The sequence below is a fragment of the Murdochiella vaginalis genome (genome assembly GCF_902381775.1).
GTDB classification, from domain to species: Bacteria; Bacillota; Clostridia; order Tissierellales; family Peptoniphilaceae; genus Murdochiella; species Murdochiella vaginalis.
On record NZ_LR698969.1, the window covers coordinates 336,454 to 360,561 of the forward strand.

Below are 24,108 nucleotides of genomic sequence, written 5' to 3' on the forward strand. Positions count from 1 at the left end.
GAACATCATGACCAATAACATCCTGTCCATTAAAGAATTGCAAGTGAAATTTAAGGTGCGTGACCGCGAATTGACCGCGATTCGGCACATTTCCCTCGATATTGAAGAGGGCAAGGTTCTTGCCATCGTTGGGGAATCCGGCTCCGGAAAGTCCGTCTTTACGAAGACGTTTACCGGAATGTTGGAAAACAACGGGCGCGTCTCAAACGGTGAAATCTGGTTTGAAGGAAAAAACCTGATGGAGCTAAAGTCGGATAAAGACTGGGAAAAGATCCGCGGTAAAAAGATTGCGACCATCTTTCAGGACCCGATGACGTCTTTGGATCCGGTGCGTACCATCGGCTATCAGATTAGCGAGGTCATCATCAAACATCAGGGCAAGAGCAAAAAAGAAGCCAAAAGTCTCGCGATCGAGCTCATGGGTCGCGTCGGCATTCACGATCCGGAAAAACGCTACGATGAGTATCCGTTCATGTATTCCGGCGGTATGCGTCAACGTATTGTTATTGCTATCGCGCTGGCCTGCCGTCCGAAAATCCTCATCTGTGATGAGCCGACCACGGCTTTGGACGTGACCATTCAGGCGCAGATTATCGAGTTGATTAAAGAGCTTGCACAGGAATATCAATTTACAACCATCTATATCACGCATGACCTCGGCGTGGTCGCGAAGGTGGCCGATAAGGTCGCCGTCATGTATGCGGGCCAGATTATTGAACACGGCACGGCGGAAGAAGTCTTCTTCGATCCGCGTCATCCATATACATGGGGCCTGCTTTCGTCGCTGCCGCAGCTCGGCACGGGGCAGAAAGACCTCTACGCTATTCCCGGTACGCCGCCGTCTCTCTTCGAGACGATCAAAGGCGATGCCTTCGCGCCGCGCAATCAATACGCCATGAAGGTGGACTTTGAGCTGGAGCCACCGATGTTCCAGGTCTCTCCCACGCATTTCGTCAAGTCGTGGCTTGAGCATCCGGATGCGCCAAAGGTGGAAAAGCCGGCGGTCATCCAAAATCTGCATGAGCGCATGGTGCAAATGACTTCGAAGGGAGGAGACTACAGTGACGACAACTATTGATAACACGAATCAGCCGCAAGTTCCCAATTCGGATGGTGATCGTGAAGTTCTCCTCGACGTGCGCGGGATGGAAGTGACTTTCCGCAACAACGGCAAAAAGTTTCGCGCGGTAAAAGACGTCACCTTCCAGATCTATAAAGGGGAAAAGTTTTCTCTGGTCGGGGAATCCGGCTCCGGAAAAACGACCATCGGACGAGCCATCATCGGTTTGCATCCGACGTCTGCGGGCGAAGTGTATTTCAAGGGCAAGAGAATCAACGGTAATCTATCAAAAAAAGAAGAGCACGAGCTCGTGCGCGATATTCAGATGATCTATCAGGATCCGGCGGCATCGCTCAATGAACGTGCTACGGTCGATCACATTGTCGCGGAAGGCATTGATAACTATCATCTCTACAAGGACGCTACGGAGCGTTCTAATAAGGTGGATCAGGCATTGTCCTCGGTCGGCCTGTTGCCGGAGCACAAATCGCGTTATCCGCATGAGTTTTCCGGCGGTCAGCGTCAACGTATCGGTATTTCGCGTTCTATCGTCATGCGTCCTGATTTCATCATTGCGGATGAACCGATTTCGGCGTTGGACGTCTCCATTCGTGCCCAGGTGCTTAACCTCATGAACAAGTTTCGTGATACCGAGGGAATCACCTATCTCTTCATCGCTCATGACCTTTCGGTCGTGCGCTATTTCTCCGATCGTATTGCGGTCATTCACAATGGCCGTATCGTGGAAATCGCGGAGACGGAAGAGCTCTTTGCGCATCCGATGCATCCCTATACGCGCTCTCTTCTCCAGTCGGTACCGATCCCGGATCCGCTGATCGAGAAGAACAAGAAACTCGTCATCTACGATGAGAGCACGCGCGATTTTTCCGGCGAAAAGCCGAAGCTGCGCGAACTGGTTCCCGGCCATTTTGTTTTTATGAATGACCGTGAAAAAGCCGAATATCTCATCTCTTACGAGAAGCGCACGAAGAACCTGCAAAAGTAATTTCGTTCAAGATCGTTTATGTGCTTGTGAAAAGCCGCCGAAGTTTTGCTTCGGCGGCTTTTTATGCGGCTGTCGAGTGGATTTGGGAATTTAGGGAAAGCACTCTACAGGCGTGGGCGTTGCTGTAGAGTCAATTTGTTAATTCAACGAAACCACTCTACGACGCTTTTTCCATTCGCCATGACGTTGTCGCGAAGGAAGATTTGCGGGAAAACACGAAGGATTAATTTTCATACAATATTAACAAAAGCTTTAATTTGGATGACAAAAGCGCCTCTATATGGAGTGGGGTGAAAAAATATAGGCACAAGTAAAATTATAAATATCGCAGACGGATGCGTAACCTTCCATCGCATATTCTGACCTGCTGAATGCCCAACGAATGTCAAGAGCACACTTAAAATTTGTTTATCCACAGGAATGTGGATAACTTGTTGATAAAAAAGGCATGTTTTAGGGGAAAAACAGTTTTTTCCACCATCATACTCACGACTTGTCAACATATCCACAACCTGTAAGGGATGAATACTGAATGGGAAAAGAAACTATATTTATTCATTTGTTGCGATATGGGCGTAACGAGAAACAAAATATGCACTTATTCATTCCGGGAAAAGTTTTCGGAAAGCGAACGTTTTCATGAAATTGGGGTAAACACGTGATAACTAGGAAGGGGGAAGTCATGAAAATTGCTTATTACGGAAAGAACGTCAATTTACGCGAGAACACGAAAAAGGATATCGATAAGAAAGTGTCCCGCTTGAACAAATATTTCCGGGAGGACGTCGAGGCAAGGGTAACCGTCTCCCAGGAGAAATCCGGAATGCGTTGTGAAATTACCATCCCCATTCCCGCTTCGGGAACCATTCTTCGTGCCGACCAGGTGGATGAAGATTTGCTGGTTGCTGTGGACAACTGTATCAGCGGCCTGGTGTCACAGATTCGAAAGTATAAAACGAAGCTGGAGCGCCGTCGTTACGTAAAGAATGCGATCCGCTTTGCGGAAGTTGAGGAACCGGCACCGGAAGAGGTTTTGCCGGAAGATGTTGACATCGCCCGCACCAAAGAGATCGAGGTTCTGCCCATGGGTACGGAGGAAGCCGTGGACCAGATGGAATTGCTCGGACATGACTTTTTCCTCTATTTTGACATGGATCGCGAACGAATCTGCTGCGTTTATAAACGCAAAGCGGGCAACTACGGTTTGCTGGTTCCGACGAAGTAAGTAAACCGTCGGAGTCAAAAATTAGGAAAGTACCATAGAATCAAAAGTCGCCCGGACAACGAGAAGGCGAGCGCGAAAGTAAAAAGAAGAGCACCGGCCAAAGCCGGCGCTCTTCTTTTTGTGCGTCAATACGATTGTGGTATCAGCCGATACCGCCCAAGATCGCACCGGCGATGAGTGCGATTAAAGCGGCTGCACAGTAGAAGTACTTTCCCAGGGGATAGAACCAGTTGCCGATGGGTTTTTTGGTTCCTTCGTTGACAGCGTGTAGCGCGGTTTCTTTCTTGAGCACCCAGAAGAACATGATGCCGGCTAAGAGCGCGCCAAACGGGCAGAGGTAAATCGAAACCATGTCCATCCACTGCGACGTCCAGGGTTGAATCAGGATGGCAACGATCGCACCCAGTACGCCGATTGTGGCGACAGCCGGCACACGTTTAAATTTGAACTTTTCCTGCAGGAAGGCCACAGGCGCCTCGTAAAGATTAATTTGCGAAGTAACGCCTGCGAACAGCACGCAGATAAAGAAGATCATTCCAACGATGCGGCCGCCGGGCATGCCGTTAAAGACGTTCACGAGATAAATGAACATCAGTCCCGGTCCGCCATCGACGTTGTTGATTTCGGATCCGAGCATGACCGCCATGGCCGGAATGATAACGAAGGCGGCAAGGTGGGCGGCGATGGTATCAAAGAGCGCGACGTTGAATGCCGAGGAAGGAATGGATTCTTTCTTAGACAGGTAGGAACCGTAGATGACGGAACCGTTGCCGGCAACGGAGAGCGAGAAAAACGCTTGTCCGAAGGCGAAAATCCATACTTTAGGATCGGCAAGGCCTGCCGGGCTCAGGGTGAAGATGAACTTGTAGCCTTCGCCGGCTCCGGAAAGGGTTGCGATGTAGATCGCGAGTCCTACAAAGAGGATGAAGAGTAACGGCATCATGATCTTGTTGGCTTTTTCAATACCGCCGGCAATGCCCATACTCATAATGGCGAGCGATACGAAGAGGCCGATTAACAGCCAGACACCGTTTCCGACGCCGAAGAGGCCGCCGGAGAACATCATATGAATGGCTTCTCCGAAGGTTTCCGCTTCAGGGGCAATGGAGCCGAAGGAACCGCCGATCGCCGACATTTCCGTTCCCAGCGCATAGAGTTCTCCGTTGATGCCCATCCAGCAATACTTGAAAATCCAGCTCATGACGACGGTATAGCCGATGGCAAGCATCAGGGCGCCCACAATGGGAATGGCGCCGAACACTTCGCCGAGACGACGGCTGCCGGTACGTTCTTTGGTGGCCATGCCGAAGGCGCCCACCGGGCCGGCTTCGGCCATACGGCCGAGCGCAAACTCTTCAATGATGCCCGTGGAGCCGATGAGCAGCACAAAGAGCAGATAGGGCAGAATGAAAGTCAAGCCGCCATATTTCTGTACCAAAATCGGGAAACGCCAAATGTTTCCCATGCCCACGGCGGAACCGATGCAGGCGAGGATGAATCCCCAGCGAGAGGCAAATCCATCGCGTTTTTCCACCGGAGCAGCATTTGTTGTGGAATTTGGATTAGTCATAGGACACCTCGTTATTTTTCTTCGTTCGGATACGGCTCAAGGAATGCATGGAAGTGACGCATGGGCAGGTTGTGTCCCCAGGTGATGCGCATATTCGGGATGCTTTCCCGGTCTTCATATAATTGTTTTACCGCGGCAATCACGTAATCCAGATGTTCTTTTGATAAGCGGCTGCGGTCGATGGCAAAGCGCACAACGTTGGCGACTTCGGCCTGTTGTTCCGGGGTCTTGAGATCATATTCCATCGAGAAATCGCCCAGCTCCGCCACGCGGATGCCGTAACGACGAATGAGCTCCAGCGAGAAGCCTTCACCGGCAAAGGATTCATGATCACGCTTGCCGTCAAAGAAGGTATCCATGTTGATGTAAACGGCATGGCCGCCCGCCGGCAATACAACACCTTTGACGCCGGCATTATAGAAGCCCTGTGCCAGATATTCGGCTTGCGCCACGCGTTCCTGCATATAATGAATATCGCAGCTTTCATAGAGTCCCACGGCCAGCGCCATAATGTCATGGCCGCTCATTCCGCCGTACGAATCGTTGCCGTAGCAGGAGATCTGCTTTACCTTCAACAACACGCCGACATCCCTTTTGACGGAGCCGTCTTCGTTGAAGTCGCAGAATTTTTGCCAGAAGAGTCCCTTGTCACGGAAGGCGAGCATGCCGCCCATGTTGGCATGGCCGTCTTTCTTTGCTGACATGGCGAAGACGTCGCAGTATTGGAACATTTCCGTTGCAATTTCAGCAATGGACTTGTCCGCATAGCCTTCTTCATTCATCTTGATGAAATACGCATTTTCCGCCCAGCGAGCCGCATCGAAGACGACCGGAATTTCATAGGAATGGGCAACCTCGTTGATGGCCTTGAGGTTCGCCATGGAAACCGGCTGTCCGCAGACGGGGTTGTTCGTAATGCAGCAGAAGACCAGCGGTACATTTTCCGGGCCGACGCCTTCAATGAGCTGCTTTAATTTCGAAATATCCATGTTGCCTTTGAACGGATTCTTTTCGTACTTTCCGCCTTCCGGCACTTCCCACAGCAGTTCCTTGTTATAAAGGTTTCTCGGGATAGAACCCATTTGTTTAATATTGCCTTCTGTGGTGTCAAAGTGACCATTGGAGGGAATGGTAAATTTCTTTCCGGGATGGCGTTCGTTGAGAATGTTGCGCACAATTTCCATCAAAACGGATTCAGCAGCGCGTCCCTGCTGGATAATAAAGCTGTTCGGACGCTCCATTTGTGCGGCGCCACCGTTGAAGAATTGTCCTTCGTATTCCTGCAGATAGACTTCGTCCATCATCTTTTCGACATCCCGGCAATCCGTACGCACCAGGTCCAGCACTTTTTTCCAGTTTTTCTCTCCGCCGCGTTCAAAAATATCACGGAAGGTATCCAACAGCACATAGTAACCGGTGTTGCGGCCATATGCCTCATCACCAAGGAAAAGCGCTGCCCACTGGGTATTGGTCATCGCTGTCGTGCCGGAATCCGAAAGCATATCGACGCTGAGCATTCCCGAAGGAAACGCAAACTCGTTATAATGTGTCGCTTTTAATGCTCGTTCGCGTTGCTCAACGGTCACCTCCGGCAAATCACGAACAACATAGGAAAAATGATGTGGTGTGGGAACGGATAATTCATACTTTTTCATAGAAAATACCTCCAGTTTGACGCATGGCGTCGTGTGCGGAGGTACCCCGGTCATCGCGGCCCATAAGCTCCGGGACGGTCGACTGGCGGACAGTACCTGACAGAGTAAAAAACAGTCCCTGCTCATCGCGTGTGGCCTCTCGCGCGGTTACAGGTTGCGCGTGCGGCATGTGCGCAAGCACAGGGCTTTCGCAGCGTAGTTCGCACGCAGGGTTGCGCGGTAGCTGAGCTTTATAGCCGGTTGCGCGCAGAATACGGTGGGGAATCGATTTCCCCACCATGGCCCACCTCCTTTCATTTTGGTTTTGACCAAGGTTTCATGACTTTATTTTAATCCTTTCGAAATTCCGGCGTCAACAAAGCCGCCCCGTTCGCGCGCCGCCGGCTTCTCCTCGGCGGGGGCGATTGCAGAGGGCATATTTCCTGCTCGTCGAAGATGCGGCGCGCGAACGGGGACGGCTTTGTAGTGGGTGTGGGGGGAATTTTATCCGGCCTGCGGCCGTAGGGAGGTGCGGGAGAGCGATTGCTTATCGGTTGCTTTCTGCTGCTTTTAGGCTGGCCGGAGTGAAGTTTGAGGAACGAAGCGGAGCGCCGCTTGGAATGGGGATGGCGGCGCAGTTGAGGTGGAGCGCCGCTTGGAATGGGGATGGCGGCGCAGTTGAGGTGGAGCGCCGCTTGGAATGGGGGTGGCGGTGCGGTTAAGGCGGAGCGCCGCTGGAAATGCTGTTGGCGGCGCAGTTTCAGAAGGAAGCCGCCTTCGGCGGCGTTTTCAAACCGCCGGCCGTAGGCCGGCTCTTTATTTTTGGAGCAAGCTTCATCACTTCTTTGGACGATGGTGGTGGAAGCGCGATTTCGGCAAACCACCACCATCGCCGAAGCCGCAAGTGATGGTGGTGGAAGCCCATTTTTGCCAAACTACCACCATCGCCAAAGCCGCAACAGATGGTGGCGAAAGCGCGTTTTGCCCCAACTGCCACCATCGCCATGGCCGCCACCATCGGTGCAAAAAAAGACGACGACAGGGTCGGTTTTGCTTTTCTCCAAAGTCTTCACACGAATGGGCGCTAAAATGCTATGATAAGAGTGTTGTAAAGCAACGGACAAGGGAGTAGATATGGGCTTATTTGGTTTTTTAACAAAATCCTTCAGTGAAAAGGAAATCGATAAAATACGTCCTCAGGTGGACGCGGTGCTGGCGCTGGAGCCAGAGATGGCAAAGCTCTCCGACAGCGAACTGCGGGCGAAAACGGAGGAGTATAAAAAGCGCTATCAGGATGGTGAGACGTTGGATGCGCTGTTGCCGGAGGCGTTTGCCACGGTGCGGGAGGCGGCATGGCGGGTACTTGGCATGAAGCCGTATCCTGTTCAGGTCATCGGCGGCATCATCCTGCATCAGGGGCGCATCGCCGAGATGAAGACCGGTGAAGGAAAAACGCTGGTGGCCACCATGCCGGCGTATTTGAATGCGCTGGCGGGCGAAGGCGTGCACATCGTCACCGTCAACGACTATCTGGCACAACGCGACGCCGAATGGATGGGAAAAGTACATCAATTCCTGGGCCTCACCGTGGGCGTGGTTTTGCAGCCCATGGAACAGGCAGAACGCCAGCATGCGTATAATGCCGATATTACGTACGGTACCAACAACCAGTTCGGCTTTGACTATCTGCGTGATAACATGGCCATTTATAAATCCGGCGTGGTTCAGCGAAAACTGCACTATGCCATCGTCGACGAAGTCGACTCCATCCTCATCGATGAGGCGCGTACGCCGTTGATTATTTCCGGCATGGGCGATCCGTCCACCGAAATGTATTCCCGTGCGGATGTGTTTGTGCAGACGCTCGAAGGGCGCGTGCTGGATCCGAACGAAGAGCTCAACAAGCTGGATTCGCTTCTGGAAGAGCACAAGCTGGAAACGGTGGATTATGTTGTGGATGAAAAGCGCAAGACCGCAAACCTTACCGAACAGGGAAACGGCAAAGCGGAAGCCTACTTCCATGTGGAAAATATCTCCGATCCGACCCATATGGAACTCATGCACTACATCAATCAGGCACTGAAGGCCCGGACCACGATGCGTCGGGATATTGACTATGTCGTCGACAACGACGAGGTTAAAATCGTCGATGAGTTTACCGGCCGTATCATGGAAGGCCGCCGTTACAGCGAAGGCCTGCATCAGGCCATTGAAGCCAAGGAAGGCGTCACCATCAAGAGCGAATCGAAGACGCTGGCGACGGTTACCTTCCAGAACTTCTTCCGCATGTACGAAAAGCTGGCCGGCATGACCGGAACCGGTCTGACGGAAGCGGATGAATTCAGTGAAATTTATCACATGGACGTCATTGAAATTCCTACGAACCGCCCCATTGATCGTACCGATCGCGAAGACGCCGTCTATGCCCATGAAGAGGCAAAATTCCGCGCCATCGTGCGAGAAATTCAGGAAATTCATGCTACGGGGCAACCGATTCTGGTCGGCACCGTCGACATCGAGACGTCCGAAAAAATTTCCAAGATGCTCAAGAAAGTCGGCATCAAACATCATGTTTTGAACGCGAAGCAGCACCGCTACGAGGCCGAAATCGTCGCCCAGGCCGGTCGCTTCGGCGAGGTAACCATTGCAACCAACATGGCCGGTCGTGGTACCGATATTGTGCTGGGCGGAAACGCCGAGTGGATGGCCAAAAAGCAGATGGAAAAAGATGGCGATAGCGCCGAGCTCATCGAATGGGCCGACAGCTTCCGCCATGTAGAACCGGAAGAAACCTTCCCGGCAAATAGTGCCGGCGAAGAGAGTGAAGAAGAAGCCTGGATTACCGGACGTGAAATTCTGGATGCCCGGGAAAAATTCCAGCGCCTCAAGAAGGAGTTCTCGGTCGAAACCAAGGAGAATGCCGAAAAAGTGAAAGCCGTCGGCGGCCTCTTCATTTTGGGAACCGAACGGCACGAAGCACGGCGCATTGATAACCAGCTGCGCGGTCGATCCGGCCGACAGGGCGACCCCGGGGCCTCCCAATTCTATATCTCGTTGGAAGACAAACTTATGCGCCTGTTCGGCAGTGAGCGCATGCAAAAATTCGTGGAATCGGGCGCCTTCCCGGAGGATGAACCCATCCAGGCCGGCATCCTGACAAAATCCATTGAGCGCGCACAGAAGAAGGTAGAATCCAACAACTTCGCCACTCGTAAACAGGTGTTGGACTACGACAACATCATGAATATGCAGCGCAATACTGTCTACGGCGAGCGCAACCGCGTACTCAACGGCGAAGATATGCGCGACGAAATCGTCGAAATGATTCACGGCGTGGTCTCCGATGCCGTCGACAGCTTCTGCGGAGAAGGCATCCCACCGGAACAGTGGGAAATGGAGGGTCTGTTCAATTACCTCAACAATATTTTCCTGCCCAAGGGTGCGGTCGCCATTGGGCAACTGCAAGGCATGAAACCGCAAGATCTCAAGGATCAGCTTACACACATTGCCGACGATCTCTATGCCCGCAAAGAAGAGGAAATTACGCCTTCTGTCATGCGTGAAGTCGAGCGCATGGTCCTGCTGCGCGCAGTGGATACCAAGTGGATGGATCACATTGACGCCATGGATCAGCTGCGCAAAGGCATCGGCATCCGGGCCATGGGCAATGAAGATCCGGTGCGCGCCTTTGCCAATGAGGGCTACGACATGTTTAACGCTATGAATGAATCCATCCGGGAAGAAACCGTACGTGTGCTGTATCACATCGAGCCGCCCAAGCGCGAGGTGGTGCGTACCGCGGTGGCGACCCCGACGCGCGCCATCGGCGCCGGCGACGAAGCCGAGCCCGAGAATCGTCCCTTTGTGCGCAAGAATAAGAAGATCGGACGTAATGATCCCTGCCCGTGCGGCAGCGGCAAAAAATACAAGAACTGCCACGGTCGCTTCGACCGGTAAGGAGGAAGCATGGAATTATATGAAATGCGACAGCATCTGGAAACCGTCCGGGTGCATTTGAGTGAGCTAAGGAGCTCTCTTTGACATTGCCGGCTTAGAGGAATCTGTGAAAGCGTTAAGCGAAAAGACGACGGATCCCGATTTTTGGAATGATTCCGATGCGGCGCAGAGCGTGATGGTGGAGCTCAACGGCAAAAAGGCGAACATCGATGCGTATCAGGAAATCGAAGCGGCCTATGAAGATCTGAACGGTCTGGTGGAGCTCTTTGATGAAGACGAATATCAGGCAGAAAAAGACGATTTGACCGATGCGTTGGAACAGATCGAAAAAAAACTGGGTGCGCTTTCCAAAAAAGCGCTGCTTTCCGGCGAATATGATGCCAACGATTGCTATCTTTCCATTCATGCCGGCACAGGCGGCACCGAGGCCATGGACTGGGCCGGGATGCTGATGCGCATGTATGAGCGCTGGTTCCAGACCAAGGACTGGAAGGTGACCTTAACCGATATCAATACCGAGGAAATGGGCGGCATCAAATCCGTACAATTTGAAATCAAGGGCTATGATGCCTACGGCTATTGCAAAGGCGAAAAGGGCGTGCACCGCCTGGTGCGCATCTCACCGTTTGATTCGCAAAGCCGCCGCCATACCTCGTTTGCGAGCGTGGACGTCTATCCTGTTCTGAAGGACATCGGCGAAATTCAGATCGACGAAAAAGACATTAAAGTGGACACGTATCGTTCCACGGGCGCGGGCGGACAGCACGTCAATACGACGGACTCCGCCATTCGCATTACCCATTTGCCGACCGGCGTGGTGGTGACGTGTCAGAATGAACGCTCCCAGATTCAGAACCGGGCCAAAGCGATGGAAATGCTCATTGCCAAGCTCGTGCAGATTAAGGAAGAGGAACACCGCGAAAAAATTGCGGATATTCAGGGCTCCTACAAACAGATCGCGTGGGGATCCCAAATTCGTTCCTATGTGTTCCAACCGTATACGCTGGTGAAAGATCATCGAACGGGCGAGGAGACGGGCAACATTGAAAAAGTGATGGACGGCGATCTGGATCCGTTTGTGGACGCATACCTGAACTGGCATGCCCAGCAGGAAGCGAAGGGAGAATAACATGAGAATGAAACGCTTCTATATGCCGACGCTGCGCGAAGTGCCGGGGGATGCGGAAGTCCCCAGCCATCAGCTGCTTCTGCGTGCCGGCATGATTCGAAAAGCCGCTTCCGGCATTTATACGTATTTGCCGCTTGGCTATCGCGTGGTGCGCAAGATTGAAGAGGTGGTGCGCGAGGAGATGGATCGGGCGGGCGCCCAGGAAATTCGCGTCTCGAACCTGCAACCGAAAGAAATTTGGGAAGCCTCCGGTCGTTGGGATACCTTCGGCCCGGAGATGTTCAAGTTGACGGATCGCCATGAAAAAGAGTTTGCGCTCGGCCCCACGGCGGAAGAATATTTTACCGACTTGGTGAAAGAAGAATTACGCAGCTATAAACAGTTGCCGCTCAATCTCTATCAGATCGGCTGGAAATACCGCGATGAGAAGCGTCCGCGCTTCGGCATCAACCGTTCCTGCGAGTTTTTGATGAAGGATGCCTACACCTTTGATATTGATCAGGAAGGGCTGGAAGCCGCCTATCAAGTGATGTGGGATGCCTATGTGCGCGTTTTTGATCGCCTGGGCATCAACTACCGCGTCGTGCAGGGCGATTCGGGTGCCATGGGCGGTCACGTGTCGCACGAATTTACCGCGCTTTCCGAAATCGGGGAGGGCGTTATTGTCTATGCGGAAGGCGGCTATGCGGCGACGGATGAAAAGGCTTCTATGCAGAAGCCGACGTATCCGGCCGAAGAACCCTTGCCGGTCGAGACGCTCGACACACCGAATGCGCATACCATTGAGGAATTGGAAGACTTTCTGCACATCCCGGCGCACAAGATGATCAAGGCCATTTGTCTGCGCATCAGCGGCGAACCCGTGTTCGTTTTTATGCCGGCAGAGCGCGAACTCAACATGTCCAAGCTCATTGCCTATTTGCATACGCCGGAGCATGAAATTGAGATGCTCGATGATGAGACCATCGAACGCGTGACGGGCGCCCCGGCAGGCTTTACCGGCCCGGTCGGTCTTCCCGATACGGTGCGCACGATTTTCGATGCCGCCGTCACGACGCGCGAGAACCTCGTCTGTGGCGCGAATAAGGCGGATACACACCTGAAAAATGTCAATTTCGGCCGTGATTTTGACGGCGAGATTGCGGAGGACCTCTGGATGGTTGCCGAAGGGGATCTTGATCCCATCCACGGCAATCCGCTGCAGTTTGCCCGCGGTATCGAAGTGGGCAACATCTTCCAGCTCGGAACGAAATATTCCGAAGCCCTTGGCGCCACCGTATTGGATGAAAACGGCGTCGCGCGTCCGCTCGTGATGGGCTCGTACGGCATCGGCGTAACCCGTGTGGTTTCGGCCATCATCGAACAGAATCACGATGAGAAGGGCATGATCTGGCCGCTCATCGCTGCGCCGTATCATGTGATGATTACCGTGATGAAAACCAACGACGAAACCCAGATGCAGCTTGCCGACGCGCTCTACGAGCGCCTCGAAAAGGAAGGTGTCGAGGTGCTTCTCGACGACCGGGATGAGCGTCCGGGCGTGAAATTCAATGACCGTGACCTCATCGGCATTCCGCTGCGCATCACCGTCGGCCGCAATGCCGCCGCCGGCATGGTGGAATACTCCACGCGCCGCGAGATGACCAACGAGGATGTGTCCGTGGAGGAGGCCGTTTCGCGCGTGGCTGCCGCCATGGAGACGCTAAGAGAGGTATAACGTTCGAAAAGGGCGCCGTTTCATGCGTCCTTTCCGCCAAGGGCGCTACAGAAGTAGAAAAGCGGATAGAATTTAATAAATCAAAAGGAGCCTTAACGGCTCCTTTTTTTGTTGAGATTGTTTGATTCGGTTTTGCGCTACGGGATGAGCAGGCTGACCGTGTAACTCACCAGATTGGCGAGTATGGCATAGCGAACGGGATGCTGTTCTTTCGGCAGCTTTCTACGGTAGAGAAGAGCTTCGATGCCGAGGACAAGAGCTTCCAGGGGAAGCAACAAGACAGGGCGCATGACCGGCATGATGCCGGTTGTACCCAGCCGGAAGCCGATGAACCACAAGCCAAGATGGAGAAGCGCCTGCGTGCCGAGATTCACGAGGGCGATGTAGCGAAGCGACGCTGTCTCTCGGATTCCCATCAGATAGGCGACGGCCAACTCAATCAAGATTGTGCCGGCAATCAGCGCCAGCAGCTTCGGAACATCCGCCAGATAGTCATAGTGGAAATGAATGTCGGTGATGCGATCTTCTTTTATGGTGACGGTATACTCATTTTTTAAAGCATGACGCGTGAGCGGCGCACTCATCAAAAAATGATCCGCTTTCTCGTCATAAAGCAGAATGCGAAAGGTTTCCGGCGGATAGTAGCTCCAACAAAAATCGCGAGGAGCCGCTTCCGCCACATAGCCTAAAAAATAATGGTCTTCGGGAAGTGAAAACTGCTGAAATTTTTGTTGAATCGAATCCGGCGCATCGGTGGTCCAGACCGCATTCGCTCTCCATGGGCCATATTCCGCAGAGGAAGATAATAAGGTTGCGTAATAGCGTGTGTCGGATCCGGCGATATGCACCGATACGTAGGGCTTAGGCCCCATATCGGCGTGGGATAGGGAAGGACACAGCAAAAAAAGAAGCAGCAACACAATAAAAAAGCGACGTTTCACGGCAACCTCCTTTTCCGCATTCTTAAGATCATTATATCCGTTCTTTAAGATCATTCTAACGGAAGGGAAACATGGAGAAAACTGAAAACGTCGCGGTTTCTTGGTTTGTTCAAGCGCGTTAAATCGATTGACGTAGATTGTGCAATGCTGTGAATTCCTCAAGCATGCTTACGCGCTCATGTTGGAGGCATCGGCCTGCTGTTTCATGGGCATGGCAAGAGTTCCCGGCTTGGGCAGGCGCAGTTCAAATTGCCCGACCACAAACGATGAGATGAGGGTCGTCAGAAACGACCACAGCAGGTTTTGTGCCGGCAGGTAGATGAAGAAGGATAGTCCAAGGACGACCGCGTCGCTGATGAAGTAGGCGCTGCTTAACGAAAGCGACGTGCGCTTTTTGAGAATCAGTGCAAAGCAGTCATCCCCACCGGCAGCGCCACCGCGGGTCACAACCAGACCGCATCCTGCACCCAGAAGCAATCCGCCGACGATGGCGGCAAGATGGGGCGCATTCGCAAGGGATGGTAAAACCGGGCCTATTGCAGCAAAAAGTGTCCAAGAGCCGGCATAGGCAAGTGTTGAGAATACAGCTTTTTTCAGGAATCCGCGTTCCAAGAGAAGAATGCCCAACCCGTAAAGGGAAAAGTCCAAAACGATGGACAAAATGGCCGGATCCAGGCCAAAAACCTTATTCAGCAGAACAATGCTGCCGAGCACGCCGCCTTCGGTAATGCGGGACGGAACATGGATGTTATAGATGGCAAAGGCCATGGTCAGGTTTCCCAAAACCATCAGAAAAAGATCCAAAACGGATATGTTCATCCACGCCGCGAAACGACGTAGCAGTTGCATGGGCTGATTCTTCCATGACTTTTTCGACAAGAATTTCATAAAGACACCTCGTTTTCGTTGACACGGTGTCTTCCGAACCAAAAAAAGATTGCCTTGGCCGTGAGAAGACTCCGTGCTGTACAATCGTGTGGTGGTTGATGCTGTTGTTTGAAATTCTTTCTTGTAAGAACTCTGTCTCCCTCGCCGTTTAATGATTCATCGTGCCACATCAGGCAACGCATGAACCCGCTCACAGCCAGGTGTTCAGATAAAAACTACCGCGTAGCGGCACCCACAGGATGTTGCTCATTTCTGTTCCTGCAATAGTATAACACAAATTTTTATTTTGGGAAAGCCTGCGCCGGCATCCATTCGCGCGCCGCCGGCTTCGCCTCGGCAAGGTGATGGAGGTTGGCGTATTTCCGGCTCGTCGAAGATGCGGCGCGCGAACGGATGTCGGCGCGTGGGGGCGCGGGCGAGGTGTGGTGCGGGGGGACGTGTGAGGAAGCGGGCGGGGAAAATAGGCGGTGCGCCGCTGGGAACACCGTTGGCGGCGCGTTTGAAAGGTGGTGCGCCGCTTGTACCGCCGTTGGCGGCGCGGTTCTGAGAGGAAGCCGCCTTCGGCGGCGTTTTCAAACCGCCGGCCGCAGGCCGGCTCCTTATCTTAATAGAGTGGAATCGTCAAAAAAGCGAAACAACTCTACACTCGTTCGTCGTCCTGTAGAGTGGATTGCTGAAAAAGGCGAAACCACTCTACATCCGCTCGTGATCTTGTAGAGTGGAATGGCCAAAAAGCCGAAACCACTCTACACCTGCTCGCAACCCTGTAGAGTTGAATTGCCGAAAAAGCAAAACCTCTCTACATCCGCCTAAACATCGGTAGAGTGGTTTCGCGATAATTGCAAAACCACACGATTTCTATGACACGCCAAGAAAAATAAGGCGGAGCGCCGCCGGACCCGCCGTTGGCGGCGCATTTTCCAAGAGGAAGCCGCCTTCGGCGGCGTTTTCAAACCGCCGGCCGCAGGCCGGCTCCTTATTTTTGGAGCAAGTTACATCACTTCTGCGGACGATGGTGGTGGAAGTCTATTTTCGGCAAACCACCACCATCGCCGAAGCCGCAAGTGATGGTGGTGGAAGCGCGATTTTGGCAAACCACCACCATCGCCAAAGCCGCAAGTGATGGTGGTGGAAGCGCGATTTCGGCAAATCACCACCATCGCCGAAGTCGCAAGTGATGGTGGTGGAAGCGCGATTTTGGCAAACCACCACCATCGCCGAAGCCGCAAGTGATGGTGGTGGAAGCGCGATTTTGGCAAACCACCACCATCGCCGAAGCCGCAAGTGATGGTGGTGGAAGCGCGATTTCGGCAAATCACCACCATCGCCGAAGTCGCAAGTGATGGTGGTGAAAGCCCATTTTACGCAAACTCCCACCATCACCGAAGCCGTCAGTGATGGTGGTGGAAGCACGTTTTGGCTCAACCACCACCATCAGCGCAAAAAAAGAGGGGGAGGGTGCGCCCGTTGCTTCCCTATAACGATAGCGGATCGCCGGCCACAGGCCGGCTCAAAAAGCAGACACCACATTTGAACCTCCGAATGTCGCGAGTGGACTTTGCGTGCCATTGTCCTGAAAAAGGGTAACCTTATCCATAAGAACCGCAGATTCTTTAACAACCGCAGATTCTTTAAGAACCGCAGAATCTTTCATCCTGAGCGGGTGCCGTGATAAGAACCGCAAACAACGGACCATTCAGCGATCTTGAACGGATGACACACAATCACATCCGCAGCCCCAAGCCCAGAATTAACGGCACCCCAACCACAGAATCGACAACACCCCAAACACAGAATCAACAGCTTCCCATAAAAAAAGAAGCGGAAGGAGGAAATAATGCAAAGAACTACGAAACAGCCGCGTCGGCGCTGGATGCAGATTGCAGCGAGCATTCCGAATCGCGAAAAGGAAGAGGAACGCCGCCAGGATCTGGAGCGCTTTCATGCCAAGGTGGGCGATGAGAAGGAATGGATCGTCATGCGCCTGGACGACGTGGATGCGCTGATCGAACAGCTGACTCGCGAGACGGAAACCATCCGGGAGAGCCTGGATCGTCCGCACCATGAGAGGGTGTCGAGCCTTGCACCCCTGACGGAAGCCGGGAAACAGCATCTGTCGAGAAAACGGCTGCTCCGCTCTTCGGCTGAACTCGATGTACTTTTGCTGGAAGTGCATCGGCATCCCGTCTTTCGGGACATCGTGGCGGATATGCAAAATCTCACCGTCCCGGAAACGACGCTTCCTGTGGAAAACGAAAGCAGCGTGGTCGCCTCGCGCAAGATGCTGTCTATTCGTGATCAGCTAAGCGATCTTTTGGACAACTTGTATCGCCTGCGCCGCCGGCTTCGTCGCGAACTGCTTCGCCTTGCCCGATAATTGGTGCGGGCAAAGTTGTGTGCCGATTATGGAACATATTTCCTTCAAAGCCCTCCGATAGGCTACAAAGCAAAAAGGAAACTGCGGAGGGGACTGCGTTGTGATCGGAGCAGGGAAATCCGCTGCGATAGAAGGAGGAAATAGCATGGACGAACAAGAGCGTTTAGAACAAACGGAAGAATGGAATGAGGATGCTCGGAAGGCACAAAGTCCTCATTATGAAGAAGCTGCGACACGTCGCATCGTGAGGGAAGAGATTGCGCGCAATTACCGGCCCAAGGGAAGCGCGGCGCGTGCCGTTGCGCTGGTGCTCTGCGGCGCCCTTCTCGGTGCGGGCGGCGGCGCGGCGTTGGTGGCATCGGGCAACATTCCTCTGCCGCAGCAACAGGAACAGGCGGCAAGTGCCACGACCAACGGCAATATCAACATATCTTTAAAGGAAGGCCAAACCACCGTGGAAAACGCCATTGCGGCCAAGACCATCCCTTCCATTGTCGGCATCACGACCATTGCGAAAAGCGTCAGCAACAATCCGTTTTTATATGGAACTCCCCAATATTCTGAATCCGTGGGCTCCGGCGTGATCGTTTCTGCGGATGGCTACATTTTAACCAATGCGCATGTCGTCAACGGCGGCAATGCGAAGACGGTACGGGTTCGCCTTTCCAACGGCGAAGAGGCCGAAGCGAAGGTTCTCTGGGCGGATCCCACGCTGGATCTGGCCGTCATCAAGGTGGAAAAGAAAAACTTGCCGGCCATTACGTTCGGCGATGCCTCCAAGGTGCAGGTAGGCGATAAGGCTGTTGCCATCGGCAATCCGCTGGGACTCGACCTGCAATCCACCCTGACATCGGGATACATTTCCGGCCTGAATCGTTCGATTACCCTCCAGGATGGCAATATCATGGATGGCCTAATTCAGACGGATGCCGCCATCAACGGCGGAAACTCGGGCGGTGCCTTGCTCAACGCCAAAGGAGAGCTCATTGGCATCAATACCGCCAAGCCTGCCTCGGCGGACGGCATCGGCTTTGCCATCCCGGTGTCCACCGTCAAACCCATCGTGGACAAAATCGTCGCGGACGGCACCTACACGCCGCTTTACATGGGCATCAACGGAGCCAACACAAAACTGGTGGCGGCAAGCGGCGTCGAAGGGCTGCCCACCGACAGCGGCGTCGTCGTTCGGGATGTCGTTGCCGGCTCGCCTGCAGCGACCATGGGCATTGAACCCTACGACATCATTGTCGCGATCAACAACGAACCCGTGGAATCCATGAACACCTTAAAGACGCTGCTGCTCAAATACAAGAAAGGCGATACCGTAGACGTTACGTATTACCATGGCCGCGACAAGAAAACCGGCAAGATGACCTTCACCGATTTCTCCCCGGAAGCCATACAGCGCTAACCCGCGCCCCGGCACCCTTCCTTGTGCCGCCGGCTTCGCCTCGGTGAACAACGTGTGGAAGCCTTGCTCCCGGCTCGTCGAAGAAGCGGCACGCGAAAGGGTGCCGGGGCGGCAGGAGTGGCGGGCGAGGTGCGCGGCGGAGAACGGGGGTGCCTCTGGCGCGTGACAAAATATAGAAGAAAGAAGCGACGGTCCCGTCGCTTCTTTCTTTCTGGCATCGGCCCTTCTTTCTGTACCAAGCCCACGCGTTTTACGCCCATCGCGAAACGCCACGCATATTTCACCAAAAAAAATGGAGAATTCGCAAAAAAGGGCATAATGATAAGGACAAAGCTACATCAACCAATAGCAACAAAGGAGGAAATCATGACGATGGCTACCACCACAAAACAACCGCACCCTGCTCAACACACTGCGGAAAACCCGGCGCTTCCCGAGGCACTTGCCCCTCTCTTTACTCCGTGGAAAATTGGAACCGTCGAAATCAAAAATCGCATCGTACTCACGTCGATGGGCGGTACCAATCTGCTGGGATGGATGGAAAAGAACCACTTTGACGAAACGGGCGCGCATTTTATCCGGACGATCGCGGAAAACAATGTGGGTCTGGTTCTACCGGGATGCCAGCCGGTGTACAACCCCATGTTCGGCCAGTGGCTGTATAAAAATAAGCGGATGTACGATGATCTGGCCAAATGGCTGCCGGCATTCCATCAAACGGGCGCGAAGCTTTTCGTGCAGCTGACAGCGGGCTTCGGCCGCTCGTTCACGATTTCCCCCATGATGGAAACACTCTATACGAATCCGGTTTTGCGTTTCCTTTCCAAGCCCGTGATGAACCTGGATAAGATTACCGCCTCGGCTTCGGAAGCGCCCAACCGCTGGTCGGACAAAGTGCCATCCCGCGCCATGACGGTCGCAGAAATTCAACAGATGGTGGAGGCGTTCGGCAAGAGCGCGAAGCTGCTTAAGGATGCCGGGGTGGATGGGGTGGAAGTGCATGCCGTCCATGAAGGCTACCTGCTGGATCAGTTCACCTTGAAATACGTCAATCACCGCACGGATGCCTACGGCGGCAGTCGGGAAAATCGCTATCGGTTCCCGGTGGATATTGTCCGGGAGATTAAGCGCGTCTGCGGCGAGAATTTTCCGGTTTCCCTGCGCTATTCCGTCGAATCCAAGACTAAAGGATTTCGTCAGGGAGCTCTTCCCGGGGAAGAATATACCGAGGTCGGTCGGGATATGGAAGAGTCGCGGTGGGCGGCGCGCTACTTGCAGGATGCCGGCTATGACATGCTCAACTGCGACAACGGTACCTACGATGCTTGGTACTGGTGCCATCCGCCGATTTACATGCCGGAAAACTGTAATTTGGATGAGGTCAAGGAAATCAAAAAGGCCGTGACGATTCCCGTCGTTCCGGCCGGGCGCATGGATCCCTACGTGGGCGCGAAGGAAGTGGCCGCCGGCACAATTGACGGGGTCGGTTTTGCGCGTGCGTTTTTGGCGGATCCGGAGTGGGTGACCAAGATCCTGGAAGGACGAAGCGAGGAAATTCGCCCCTGCATTTGCTGCCACAACGCCTGCTTCAACATGAGCAAATGGAAGGGAACGCCGAATATGCAGGAGTTGCAGGATTCGCTCCATTTGGCGCGTTGCGCCGTGAATGCGGAGACCATGCAGTGGGACAAGCATTACATTAAGAAGACGGATGCGCCGAAGACGGTGCATATCATCGGCGGCGGGGTTGGCGGCATGGAGGCGGCTCGCGTGCTCAAGTTGCGCGGTCACAATCCGGTGATCTATGAGCAAACGGATCGTCTCGGCGGTGTCGTGATTCCGGGAGCGGCCGAGTCCTACAAGAAGCCCATGCGCGACCTTTTAGCCTGGTATCGGCAGGAAATGGAGCGTCTGGACATTCCCGTTCATATGAATCAGAGCATTGCGCCCGACCACGACTTCGGTACGGATCCGGTTATTGTTGCGACCGGTGGAAAGCCCATTAGCCTTTCGCGTGTTCCGGGCTTTGACCGCACGATCGAGGCCACCGATTTTCTGCGCGCGCTGGAAGGGCGTCGGGAGGAAGAGGGTGTCGCGGTCAAGAAGGGCGTCGGCCGGCGTGTCGCGGTCATCGGCGGAAGCCTTACCGGCTGTGAAATTGCCTACGAGCTGGCCCTGCAGGGCAAGGAGCCCTTTATTCTGGAAATGAAGGAAGACCTGATTGCGACAGAAGGTGTCTGTCTGGCGAATTCCTCTTACCTGCGCGAATGGTTCGCGCTGCATAAGGTCCCGGTCTATTTGGAATCCACGCTGGTTGAGGTGAAGGAAGACGCGGTTACGTACAAGGATGCCTCCGGCGCGTTGCACGAGGTGCCTTGCGATTCCGTCATTTCTGCCGTTGGGTATCGTCCGGATCCCTTGCTGGACAAGGCTCACACCGGCGCGCAGACGTATTTTATCGGCGATTGCGCTGGCATCGGCAACATCAAAACCGCCGTCTGGCAGGCGTATGAAACGGCGATGAAAATTTAGTTCCATCCTATACATTTGTAAATGATTTGAGACCAAGAACGTGAGAGAATCTCCAGTATGATGCCGTATTGCTGACGGGTTACCCCGTCAGCAATACGGCGTTTTTTGACAGATGTTAGCCACCTAAGGACCGCTTACGACAAGTTTTTTCAAGGGATCGTAAGGCTTAAGCAGATAAAAGTTCATTGCGCGGAAAGTGGTGATGGTTTAGCGAAAACGCGTTTCCGCCACCATCGTTTTGCCCTTGGCGATGGTGGGGATTTAGTGAAAACGCATTTCCACCACCATCGTTTATGCCTTCGGTGATGGTGGGGATTTAGCGAAAACGCATTTCCACCACCATCGTTTGTGCCTTCGGCGATGGTGGTAGTAGGGCGAAAACGCATTTCCACCACCATCGTTTATGCCTTCGGTGATGGTGGGGATTTAGCGAAAACGCGTTACCACCACCATCGTTCATGCTTTCGGCGATGGTGGTAGTAGGGCGAAAACGCACTTTCCCCACCATCGCCGCAATAAGGAACCAACTTGCAGTTGGCATTGAGATGGCGCCTTTTTACAATAGAGACGCCAGAAGGAACCGACCTCCGGCTGGCGCTATTGTGACCTCTTTGCTCGGCGATGAAAATTTAGCACCATCAGTCCTTGCCGTCGTCGCCACCCTGTGCTATACTCATAAAGCTATGCACGAAAACTTGCAAAGAGAGGTGATCACATGAAACAAGGCATTCACCCGGAGTATTACGAAAACGCGACGGTTACCTGCGCTTGCGGTAACACGTTTACGACCGGTTCGACCAAAAAAGAGCTGCGTGTAGACGTTTGTTCGGCGTGCCATCCGTTTTACACGGGCAAACAGAAGACAGCAGAACGTGGCGGTCGTGTCGAACGCTTTAAGAAGAAATACAACATCGACTAACACAAGAGAACGGGCTTGCCAAAGCCTTACAAAAAACGACCACAGACGGCCTCGCCGTATGCGGTCGTTTTTTTGCGCCGAAGGCGGGGACGATGGTTGGCGAATTTGAGAGAAGGGGATGGCTTGCAATTTTGTGCTGATATGCGATGAATTGGCTTCCAAGTCCGCCTCACGGCTTAACCCTGTGTCCCTTTTTCTTAATTATTAAAATTAGGGACACAGCTTTTTGCTCAAGTGAGGTAAAAGTGTGTCCTTTTTTTAACTTTCGGAAATTAGGGACACAGGATTTTTACTCTAGCGGTGCAAAATGTGTTCCTTTTTGTGCTTTTTTGGATTTAAGGACACAAAATTTGCCTCGTCGCGGCCTAATCTTGTTCCCTTTTTTTCAATTATAGAAATTAGGGACACGGTTTTCACTTAAGTGAGGTAGAAGTGTGTCCTTCTTTAACACTTTCGGAAATTAGGGACACAATTTTCACGCTATGGAGGCACAACAGCGTGTCCGTTATTTCATTTTTTTGCATTTTCGGACACAAGCTTCCCAGAATATCCATTTCGATAGCCACGCCGCCAACGGCATTTCCAGCGGCGCTCCATATGGGTTGTCCTTCCAAACGCATGGCTCATTTGCAAAAAGTAGAGCCGCATACCAAACATCGTTACAATGAGAAGAGATCGACGCGAAGAGACCCTCGCGAAGAGAACGACGCGAAGGAACAGATGCGAAGGAACAGATGCGAAGGAACAGATGCGAAGAGGACGGGGAAGGCGACGTACGTCGAAGGCGTTGCGCAATACCGATGCGTAACAACAGGAGGCAGGATGAAGACCATCGCACAATGGGCGGCGCTGCTGCCACAACAGGAAGGCTACCTGGCGTTATCCTATGTATTGGACACGACGCCGGGTGCGCTGCGCGCAAAAAGCGGCGAAAGCCTGGATACGGCCGTTACCGAGCGCTATCAGGAAATTGTGCGGCGTCGCCTTGCCGGCGAACCGCTGCAATACGCCATCGGAGAATGGGAATTTTATGGGCATCTGTTTCAGGTTGATGCGCGTGCGCTGATTCCGCGTCCCGAAACGGAGCGACTGGTGGAGATGGCTCTGCAAGAGGACCTTGCCGGCAAGCTCGTTGCCGATATCGGCACGGGCACGGGGGCGATTGCCCTCAGCATCGCATTGGAGGCGCACCCGAAGCCGAGGAAACTGTATGCGACCGACTGCTCGGCTGACGCACTTGTCCTGGCAAAGGAAAATGCCGCCCGCCTTCTGTCATCGAGAGGGGGCATCCACGCGCAGCCAGCGTCCGCACAACCTGTACCGAACGATGCGTCGGCATCCTCACAAAACATGATAGAATGGGTGCTGGGCGACGGACCGTCGGCTCTGCCCGAGGCCGTGGACGTGTTGGTGTCCAATCCGCCCTACATTGATCCGCAGGAAAAAGAGAGCCTGCAGGATGAATTGCAGTATGAACCGGCATCGGCTCTGTTTGCCGGGGAACCCGGAAAGGGCGGTCTGGCCCTGTATCAGGAATGGATTCCGCTGTTGCCGGCAAGGCTGCAGTCGCACGGCGTGGTGCTCATGGAAATAGGAGATCGGCAGGGTGAGGCCGTTTCGAGCCTATTTCGACAGGCGGGATTTTCCGCTGTAACGGTGCATCCGGACTACACCGGCCGTGACCGCATCGTGCGCGCGACGCGATAGCCGCGTAGCCCACGCCGCCACGAATCGAATACGCT

The 24,108-nt window shown here is 53.5% G+C and carries 17 protein-coding genes; 11 read left to right on the forward strand and 6 right to left on the reverse strand.

Features of this window, described 5'->3' with window-relative positions:
• Positions 1–7 precede the first annotated feature (7 nt).
• The 3 genes from FXY30_RS01330 (at position 8) to hpf (ending at position 3,291) form a co-directional block, all read left to right on the forward strand.
• Complete coding sequence (locus FXY30_RS01330) at positions 8–1,078, forward strand: ABC transporter ATP-binding protein (protein ID WP_071705024.1); 1,071 nt, start codon at positions 8–10, stop codon at positions 1,076–1,078.
• The gene (locus FXY30_RS01335; RefSeq protein ID WP_232009029.1) at positions 1,062–2,066 is read left to right on the forward strand and encodes an ATP-binding cassette domain-containing protein; all 1,005 of its coding nucleotides are present in this window, start codon (positions 1,062–1,064) and stop codon (positions 2,064–2,066) included. The genes FXY30_RS01330 and FXY30_RS01335 overlap by 17 nt, the downstream gene beginning before the upstream one ends.
• A 682-nt stretch (positions 2,067–2,748) precedes the next feature.
• Positions 2,749–3,291, forward strand: coding sequence for a ribosome hibernation-promoting factor, HPF/YfiA family (gene hpf / locus FXY30_RS01340; protein WP_071705025.1), 543 nt, complete (start codon positions 2,749–2,751; stop codon positions 3,289–3,291).
• 142 nt (positions 3,292–3,433) lie between these two features.
• On the opposite strand, the gene FXY30_RS01345 is transcribed toward hpf, so the two are convergent.
• From FXY30_RS01345 to FXY30_RS01355, 3 genes are all read right to left on the reverse strand, one after another.
• On the reverse strand, positions 3,434–4,861 hold the full coding sequence (locus tag FXY30_RS01345) for a sodium-dependent transporter (protein ID WP_071705026.1): 1,428 nt from the start codon (positions 4,859–4,861) through the stop codon (positions 3,434–3,436).
• 11 nt (positions 4,862–4,872) lie between these two features.
• Positions 4,873–6,516: a tryptophanase gene (locus FXY30_RS01350; protein WP_071705027.1), complete on the reverse strand. Its 1,644-nt coding sequence runs from the start codon at positions 6,514–6,516 to the stop codon at positions 4,873–4,875.
• 739 nt (positions 6,517–7,255) lie between these two features.
• Positions 7,256–7,501: a hypothetical protein gene (locus tag FXY30_RS01355; RefSeq protein ID WP_147659357.1), complete on the reverse strand. Its 246-nt coding sequence runs from the start codon at positions 7,499–7,501 to the stop codon at positions 7,256–7,258.
• Between the two features lie 128 nt (positions 7,502–7,629).
• On the opposite strand from FXY30_RS01355, the gene secA reads away from it, so the two are divergent.
• The 3 genes from secA (at position 7,630) to FXY30_RS01370 (ending at position 13,298) form a co-directional block, all read left to right on the forward strand.
• Positions 7,630–10,452: a preprotein translocase subunit SecA gene (gene secA, locus FXY30_RS01360; RefSeq protein ID WP_071705029.1), complete on the forward strand. Its 2,823-nt coding sequence runs from the start codon at positions 7,630–7,632 to the stop codon at positions 10,450–10,452.
• 9 nt (positions 10,453–10,461) lie between these two features.
• A protein-coding gene (prfB, locus tag FXY30_RS01365; protein WP_097677415.1) for a peptide chain release factor 2 occupies positions 10,462–11,581 on the forward strand; the annotation gives its coding sequence in 2 pieces (ribosomal slippage) (positions 10,462–10,533 and positions 10,535–11,581; 1,119 coding nt in all).
• Position 11,582: 1 nt separating this feature from the next.
• A complete protein-coding gene (locus FXY30_RS01370; RefSeq protein ID WP_071705031.1) occupies positions 11,583–13,298 on the forward strand; it encodes a proline--tRNA ligase in 1,716 nt (571 codons plus the stop codon).
• A gap of 137 nt (positions 13,299–13,435) precedes the next feature.
• Here the strand turns inward: FXY30_RS01370 and FXY30_RS01375 are convergent, their stop codons facing one another.
• From FXY30_RS01375 to FXY30_RS01385, 3 genes are all read right to left on the reverse strand, one after another.
• A complete protein-coding gene (locus FXY30_RS01375) occupies positions 13,436–14,239 on the reverse strand; it encodes a hypothetical protein (RefSeq protein ID WP_071705032.1) in 804 nt (267 codons plus the stop codon).
• 168 nt (positions 14,240–14,407) lie between these two features.
• Positions 14,408–15,088 carry a YitT family protein gene (locus FXY30_RS01380; protein ID WP_097677427.1) on the reverse strand — a complete coding sequence of 227 codons (681 nt, stop codon included), beginning with the start codon at positions 15,086–15,088 and terminating at the stop codon, positions 14,408–14,410.
• A gap of 1,065 nt (positions 15,089–16,153) precedes the next feature.
• The gene (locus FXY30_RS01385) at positions 16,154–16,552 is read right to left on the reverse strand and encodes a hypothetical protein (RefSeq protein WP_147659358.1); all 399 of its coding nucleotides are present in this window, start codon (positions 16,550–16,552) and stop codon (positions 16,154–16,156) included.
• 412 nt (positions 16,553–16,964) lie between these two features.
• Between FXY30_RS01385 and FXY30_RS01390 the strand changes: the two genes are divergently transcribed.
• The 5 genes from FXY30_RS01390 to prmC all read left to right on the forward strand — a co-directional run bounded on the left by FXY30_RS01390 (position 16,965) and on the right by prmC (position 24,073).
• Positions 16,965–17,504: a hypothetical protein gene (locus FXY30_RS01390; protein WP_071705035.1), complete on the forward strand. Its 540-nt coding sequence runs from the start codon at positions 16,965–16,967 to the stop codon at positions 17,502–17,504.
• A 145-nt stretch (positions 17,505–17,649) separates the two neighbouring features.
• Positions 17,650–18,915 carry a S1C family serine protease gene (locus FXY30_RS01395; protein ID WP_071705036.1) on the forward strand — a complete coding sequence of 422 codons (1,266 nt, stop codon included), beginning with the start codon at positions 17,650–17,652 and terminating at the stop codon, positions 18,913–18,915.
• A gap of 366 nt (positions 18,916–19,281) precedes the next feature.
• Positions 19,282–21,447, forward strand: a complete 2,166-nt coding sequence (locus tag FXY30_RS01400; RefSeq protein WP_197675339.1) for an oxidoreductase — start codon at positions 19,282–19,284, stop codon at positions 21,445–21,447.
• 715 nt (positions 21,448–22,162) lie between these two features.
• Positions 22,163–22,366, forward strand: coding sequence for a 50S ribosomal protein L31 (gene rpmE, locus FXY30_RS01405; protein WP_071705037.1), 204 nt, complete (start codon positions 22,163–22,165; stop codon positions 22,364–22,366).
• Positions 22,367–23,188: 822 nt separating this feature from the next.
• Complete coding sequence (gene prmC, locus FXY30_RS01410; RefSeq protein ID WP_071705038.1) at positions 23,189–24,073, forward strand: peptide chain release factor N(5)-glutamine methyltransferase; 885 nt, start codon at positions 23,189–23,191, stop codon at positions 24,071–24,073.
• The last annotated feature ends 35 nt before the right edge of the window (positions 24,074–24,108 follow it).